The 6067-nt window shown below is 71.9% G+C and carries 6 protein-coding genes; 5 read left to right on the forward strand and 1 reads right to left on the reverse strand.

The window, feature by feature from the left end; genetic code table 11:
* Window positions 1-5: 5 nt before the first annotated feature.
* Complete coding sequence (locus tag ACTZWW_RS18955; RefSeq protein WP_444782526.1) at window positions 6-485, reverse strand: CAP domain-containing protein; 480 nt, start codon at window positions 483-485, stop codon at window positions 6-8.
* Window positions 486-620: 135 nt separating this feature from the next.
* On the opposite strand from ACTZWW_RS18955, the gene ACTZWW_RS18960 reads away from it, so the two are divergent.
* From ACTZWW_RS18960 to era, 5 genes are all read left to right on the forward strand, one after another.
* Window positions 621-2720 (forward strand): S9 family peptidase, encoded by a 2100-nt coding sequence (locus ACTZWW_RS18960; RefSeq protein WP_444782527.1) that lies wholly within the window; start codon window positions 621-623, stop codon window positions 2718-2720.
* A complete protein-coding gene (acpS, locus tag ACTZWW_RS18965; protein WP_444782528.1) occupies window positions 2717-3124 on the forward strand; it encodes a holo-ACP synthase in 408 nt (135 codons plus the stop codon). The genes ACTZWW_RS18960 and acpS overlap by 4 nt, the downstream gene beginning before the upstream one ends.
* A gap of 196 nt (window positions 3125-3320) precedes the next feature.
* The gene (lepB, locus tag ACTZWW_RS18970) at window positions 3321-4070 is read left to right on the forward strand and encodes a signal peptidase I (protein ID WP_444782531.1); all 750 of its coding nucleotides are present in this window, start codon (window positions 3321-3323) and stop codon (window positions 4068-4070) included.
* Window positions 4071-4078: 8 nt separating this feature from the next.
* On the forward strand, window positions 4079-4798 hold the full coding sequence (gene rnc / locus ACTZWW_RS18975; RefSeq protein ID WP_444782529.1) for a ribonuclease III: 720 nt from the start codon (window positions 4079-4081) through the stop codon (window positions 4796-4798).
* Window positions 4785-5759: a GTPase Era gene (era, locus tag ACTZWW_RS18980; RefSeq protein ID WP_444782530.1), complete on the forward strand. Its 975-nt coding sequence runs from the start codon at window positions 4785-4787 to the stop codon at window positions 5757-5759. Before rnc ends, era begins: the two co-directional genes overlap by 14 nt.
* The last annotated feature ends 308 nt before the right edge of the window (window positions 5760-6067 follow it).

Here is a 6067-nt window from a genome sequence, read left to right on the forward strand (position 1 = left end):
CGGGCTCAGTCGGACGCGAGGACGAGCACGTCGAAGGTGCGGTGGCGCGTGCCCGGGGCGAGGGCGCGGACGTAGCCGATGCGGGTCGAGGTGGGGCTGACCAGCGCCCGTTGGTGACCCGCCGAGGCCTTCCAGGTCGCGAGCGCGGCCTGCGGCGTCGGGTCCCCCGCCGCCAGGTTCTCGAAGGCGCGGTCGGTGTCGACGCGGTGGCGGTGTATGCGGCCTGCGAAGTTTCCGTGGTCGAGCCGATCGCGCGCGGCGACCGTGCGCGCCTGCTGCTCCGCCGCAGCCATCAGCGCGGCGTCGACCCGAACCGGTCCGAGACCGTTGGCGCGGCGGTAGTCCGAGACCAGGCGCGCCATGGCGTCCGCGTGCTCCCGCTCGATCGTGATCGGGCCGGCGCGGTCGGGCAGGAGCGCGCAGGCGGACAGGAGGACGCAGAGGGCGAGAGCGAGGGCGAGGGGCAGGGGGAGGTCGCGGATCATGGCCCGCCTCCCCTGCCCTCGCCGGCGGGCGAAAGCAAGGCCGCCGGATCGCGTCCGGCGTCGGCGCGGACACTGGACAAGCCTGCCCCGCGGGACGATGGTCCCCGCGCGCCACACACCTGCGAGAGGCCCCGCATGATCCGCTTCGAGACGCCCGCGCGCCCGGCTCCGGTCGCGCCCGTGCACGAGCACGTCGTCCGCCTCCACGGCCGGGAGGTCCACGATCCCTACGCCTGGATCAAGGCCGAGAACTGGCGCGCCGTCCTCGAGGACCCGAAGGCCCTGCCCGAGGAGATCCGCGCCTACCTCGAGGCGGAGAACGCCTACGGCGAGGCCGTGCTCGCGGGCACCGAGGCGCTGCGCGCTGCGCTCGTCGAGGAGATGCGCGGGCGCATCAAGGAGGACGATTCTTCCGTGCCCGAGCCGGACGGGCCCTTCGCCTACTACACCCGCTATCGCGAGGGCGGCGAGCACCCGCTCGTGTGCCGCCAGCCGCGGGACGGTGGTGAGGGCACGATCCTGCTCGACGGAGACGTGCTGGCCGAGGGCCACGGCTATTTCGCCTTCGGCAGCATCGCCCACACCCGCGACCACGCGCGCCTCGCCTGGGCGAGCGACACCGAGGGCTCGGAGAGCTACGTCGTGCGCGTGCGCGAGCTCGCCACCGGCGAGGACCTGCCCGACCGGCTGGAGCGCGTCGCCGGCGGCCTCGCCTGGAGCGCCGACGGGCGTGCGCTCTACTACGTCGAGCGCGACGAGAACCACCGCCCCGCCCGCGTGCGCCGCCACCTGCTCGGGACGCCCCAGGCCGACGACGTGCTGGTCTACGCCGAAGGGGACCCCGGCTGGTTCGTCACTCTCGGCGAGACCCGCTCGCGCGACTTCGCCGTGATCTCGCTCGGCGACCACGAGACCTCCGAGGCGTGGCTCCTCGACCTCGCCGACCCGGAGGCGACGCCGCGCCTCGTGGCGAAGCGCGAGCGCGAGGTGCGCTACGACGTCGAGCAGCGCGGCGACGCGCTCGTCATCCTCACGAACGCCGACGGGGCGGAGGACTTCAAGCTGGTCACGGCACCCTTGTCGAGCCCGTCCCGCGGCAACTGGCGCGATCTCGTCCCGCACCGGCCGGGCACGATGATCCTCGACCATGCGGCCTTCTCCGGCCACGTGGTGCGGCTCGAGCGCGAGGATGCGCGCCCGCGGATCGTGATCCTCGCGCTCGCGACGGGCGAGGAGCACGCGATCCGCTTCGAGGAGGAGACCTACTCGCTCGGCATGCGCGCCGGCGAGGAGTACGACACGACGCGGCTGCGCTTCGTCTATTCCTCGCTCACGACGCCGGGCGAGACCTTCGACTACGACATGGCGAGCCGCGAGCGGGTGCTGCGCAAGCGCCAGGAGGTGCCGAGCGGCCACGATCCCGCGGCCTACGTGACGAAGCGCCTGTTCGCCACCGCCGCCGACGGCGCGCGCGTGCCGATCTCGCTCCTCCACCGCGCGGACACGCCGCTCGACGGGAGCGCACCCGCGCTCCTCTACGGCTACGGCTCCTACGGCATCGCCATGCCGGCGTCGTTCCGCACCAACATCCTGTCGCTCGTCGACCGCGGCTTCGTCTTCGCCATCGCCCACGTGCGCGGCGGCACGGAGAAGGGGTGGCGCTGGTACACGGACGGCAAGCGCGAGAAGAAGACCAACACGTTCGAGGACTTCGTGGCCTGCGCTCATGCCTTGTGCGAGGCGGGGTACACTGCCCCCGGTCGCATCGTGGCGCAGGGTGGCAGCGCCGGGGGGATGCTGATGGGGGCCGTCGCCAACACGGCGCCGGAGCTCTTCGCCGGCATCGTCGCCGAGGTGCCGTTCGTCGACGTGCTCAACACGATGCTCGACGCCGACCTGCCGCTCACCCCGCCGGAATGGCCCGAATGGGGCAACCCGATCGAGAGCGCGGAGGCCTTCGCGCAGATCCTGAGCTACTCGCCCTACGACAACGTGCGGCCGCAGGCCTACCCGGCGATCCTCGCCATGGGCGGGCTCACCGATCCGCGCGTGACCTACTGGGAGCCGACGAAGTGGGTCGCGCGGCTGCGCGCCACGATGACCGGAGGCGGGCCGGTCGTGCTGCACATGAACATGGGCGCCGGGCACGGCGGCGCCTCGGGGCGCTTCAAGCATCTCGAGGAGGTGGCGCTCGCCTACGCCTTCGCGCTCGCCGGCGTGGAGGAGCGGGGGTGATCATCGGCATCGGCTCGGACCTCTGCGACATCCGCCGAATCGAGGCGTCGCTTGCCCGCTTCGGCGAGCGTTTCACGCGGCGGGTGTTCACCGAGGGCGAGCGGGCGCGGAGCGAGCGCCGCGCGGCGCGCGCCCCGTCCTACGCGCGGCGCTTCGCGGCGAAGGAGGCCTGCGCCAAGGCGCTCGGCACCGGGTTCGCCGAGGGCGTGTTCTGGCGCGACATGGAGGTGGTCAACCTGCCCTCCGGCGCGCCGACGATGGCGCTCGCCAACGGCGCCGCCGCCCGCCTCGCCGCGATCACGCCGCCGGGGCACCGCGCAGTGGTGCACGTCAGCCTGACCGACGACCCGCCGCTCGCCCAGGCCTTCGTGGTGATCGAGGCGCTTCCGACCGCGCCGGGCTGATGCCGGCGCCGTGCGACGCGGACGACCTCCCGCACCGTCCCGCCGCGATTGCGGCGCGTGCGCCTTTCGGATAGACCCGCGCGGGGGGACATGGCTTCACTCTCGCGCGCCCGCGCCGCGGGGCTCCTCGAGGACGAGCGACTTGACGAACGACGCGAAGGACGACGCGCAGGCCCCAGGGACGAAAGGGCGCCCGGTGACAGGAAAGCAGAAGACCGACGGCGGCATCCTGGAAACCGTCAAGGTCATCGTCCAGGCGCTGCTCATCGCGCTCGTGGTGCGCACGCTGCTGTTCCAGCCCTTCAACATCCCGTCGGGCTCGCTCGTGCCGACGCTGCTGGTGGGCGACTACCTGTTCGTCTCGAAATATTCCTACGGCTATTCCCGCTACTCGATCCCCTACGGCCCGCCGGTCTTCGACGGGCGCATCTGGGGCTCGGAGCCGGAGCGCGGGGACATCGCCGTGTTCAAGCTGCCGGCCGACAACGCGACCGACTACATCAAGCGCGTCGTCGGCCTGCCCGGCGACCGGGTGCAGATGATCGACGGGCGGCTCTACATCAACGGCGAGCTCGTCGCGCGCGAGGAGGTCGAGCCCTACGTGACGACCGACCCGTTCGGGCGCACCGTCTCCGTGCCGCGCTACCGCGAGACGCTGCCGGGCGGCACCGAGCACTTCGTCATCGAGCGCGACGGCGACCGGGGCTTCTGGGACAACACCGAGGTCTACACGGTGCCCGAGGGCCACTACTTCATGATGGGCGACAACCGCGACAACTCCACCGATTCGCGCGACCTCACCTCGGTCGGCTTCGTGCCTTGGGAGAACTTCGTCGGGCGCGCGGAAATCATCTTCTTCTCGATCGACGAGGATGCCTCCGCCTGGCGCATCTGGGAATGGCCGTGGACGGTGCGCTGGGAGCGCCTCCTCGACCAGATCCGCTGACCGCGGCGATGGCGGCCGCCCGCAAGAGCCCGGATCCGCTCGGCGCGCTGGAGGCGCGCATCGGGCACGCGTTCTCCGACCGTGACCTGCTCCAGGAGGCGCTCACGCACATGAGCGCCAGCAAGGAGGGCAAGGGCGCGCACTATCAGCGCCTCGAGTTCCTCGGCGACCGGGTGCTCGGGATCGTCGTCGCCGCATCGCTGTTCGAGACCTTCCCGGACGCCAACGAGGGAGAGCTGTCCAAGCGCTTCTCCGAGATCGTGCGCAAGGAGACCTGCGCGGAGGTGGCGCTCGGCTGGGAGGTCGCGCCGCACATCGTCTTCGGCCACGGCATCGGCCGCACGGCGGCGCGGGCCAACAGGTCGATACTGGGCGACGTCTGCGAGGCGATCATCGGAGCGGTGTACGTCGACGGCGGGCACGAGGCCGCGCGGCGGGTGGTGGAGGCCGGCTTCGGGGACATGATCCGCGCGGCACGGCCCGTGCCCCGCGACCCGAAGACCGTGCTGCAGGAGTATCTCCAAGGCCGCGGCGAGCAGCCGCCGCGCTACGCGCTCGTCGATCGCTCCGGGCCGGAGCACGCGCCCTCCTTCCGAGTCGGCGTGGTGATCGAGGGGATGGAGACGATCACGGGCGAGGGCCCGAGCAAGCGCGCCGCCGAGCAGGACGGGGCCCGGGCGGTTCTCGCCCGTCTGGGATTGTGGAAGGACGCCGATGGCGGACGCTGAGGACGACATTCCCGAGGGCGAGCGGCCCGAGGACGCGCAGGACGGCGGGGCCGCCGAGGCCGCGGGGCCGACATCGGCGGGCTTCGTCGCGCTGATCGGCGCGCCGAACGCCGGCAAGTCGACGCTGCTCAACCAGCTGGTGGGGACCAAGATCTCGATCGTCTCGCGCAAGGTGCAGACGACGCGCGCCCTGGTGCGCGGCATCGCCATCCAGGGCCGCGCGCAGATCGTCTTCGTCGACACCCCGGGCATCTTCAAGCCCAAGCGCCGGCTCGATCGGGCGATGGTGACCTCCGCCTGGGGCGGCGCGGCGGACGCCGACGCCGTGTGCCTGCTCGTCGATGCGCGCAAGGGCGTCGACGAGGAGGTGGCGGCCATCGTCGAGAAGCTCGCCGAGGTGCGCCGGCCCAAGATCCTGGTGCTCAACAAGATCGACCTCATCGAGCGCTCCAAGCTGCTCGCGCTCGCCGCCGCGCTGAACGAGACGGCGGCGTTCGACCACACGTTCATGATCTCCGCGCTCAAGGGCGACGGCGTCGACAAGCTGATGGAGACGTTGGCGGGCATCATGCCGGAGGGCCCGTGGCTCTACCCGGAGGACCAGATCTCGGATGCGCCGCTGCGCATGCTCGCCGCCGAGATCACCCGCGAGAAGATCTACGAGCGCCTCCACGAGGAGCTGCCCTACGAGAGCCACGTCGAGACCGAGAGCTGGGAGATGCGCAAGGACGGCTCCGCGCGCGTCGAGCAGACGATCTACGTGGCACGCGAGAGCCAGCGCAAGATCGTGCTCGGCGAAGGCGGGCGCACCATCCGCTCGATCGGCCAGGCGGCGCGCAAGGACATCGCCGAGGCGGCCGAGCACCCGGTCCACTTGTTCCTGTTCGTCAAGGTGCGCGAGCGCTGGATCGACGATCCCGAGCGCTACCGGGCGATGGGGCTCGAGTTCCCGCGGGGGTGAGCGGGGCGGCGCCGATGAAGGCCGCCGAGGGTCTCCCCTCTCCCTCGTGGAGAGGGGCCGGGGGTGTGGGGCGTTCAGGATTTCGGGAAAGGCGAATGCCGCTCCCACGCCGCGTGTGGCGTATCGGCATCGACGCCGAGATCGTCCTACCCGCCCCCCACTCCCGACCCCTCCCCACGAGGGGGAGGGGAGCACGTCGGCGATCTGCATGCGCGGACTGGATCGCTCGTCGATGGGCGCGAGAGAGATGAAGGCCGCCGCGGGTCTCCCCTCTCCCTCGTGGAGAGGGGCCGGGGGTGTGGGGCGTG

Origin of the sequence: Salinarimonas sp. NSM, assembly GCF_052380005.1 — a bacterium.
GTDB lineage: Bacteria > Pseudomonadota > Alphaproteobacteria > Rhizobiales > Beijerinckiaceae > Salinarimonas.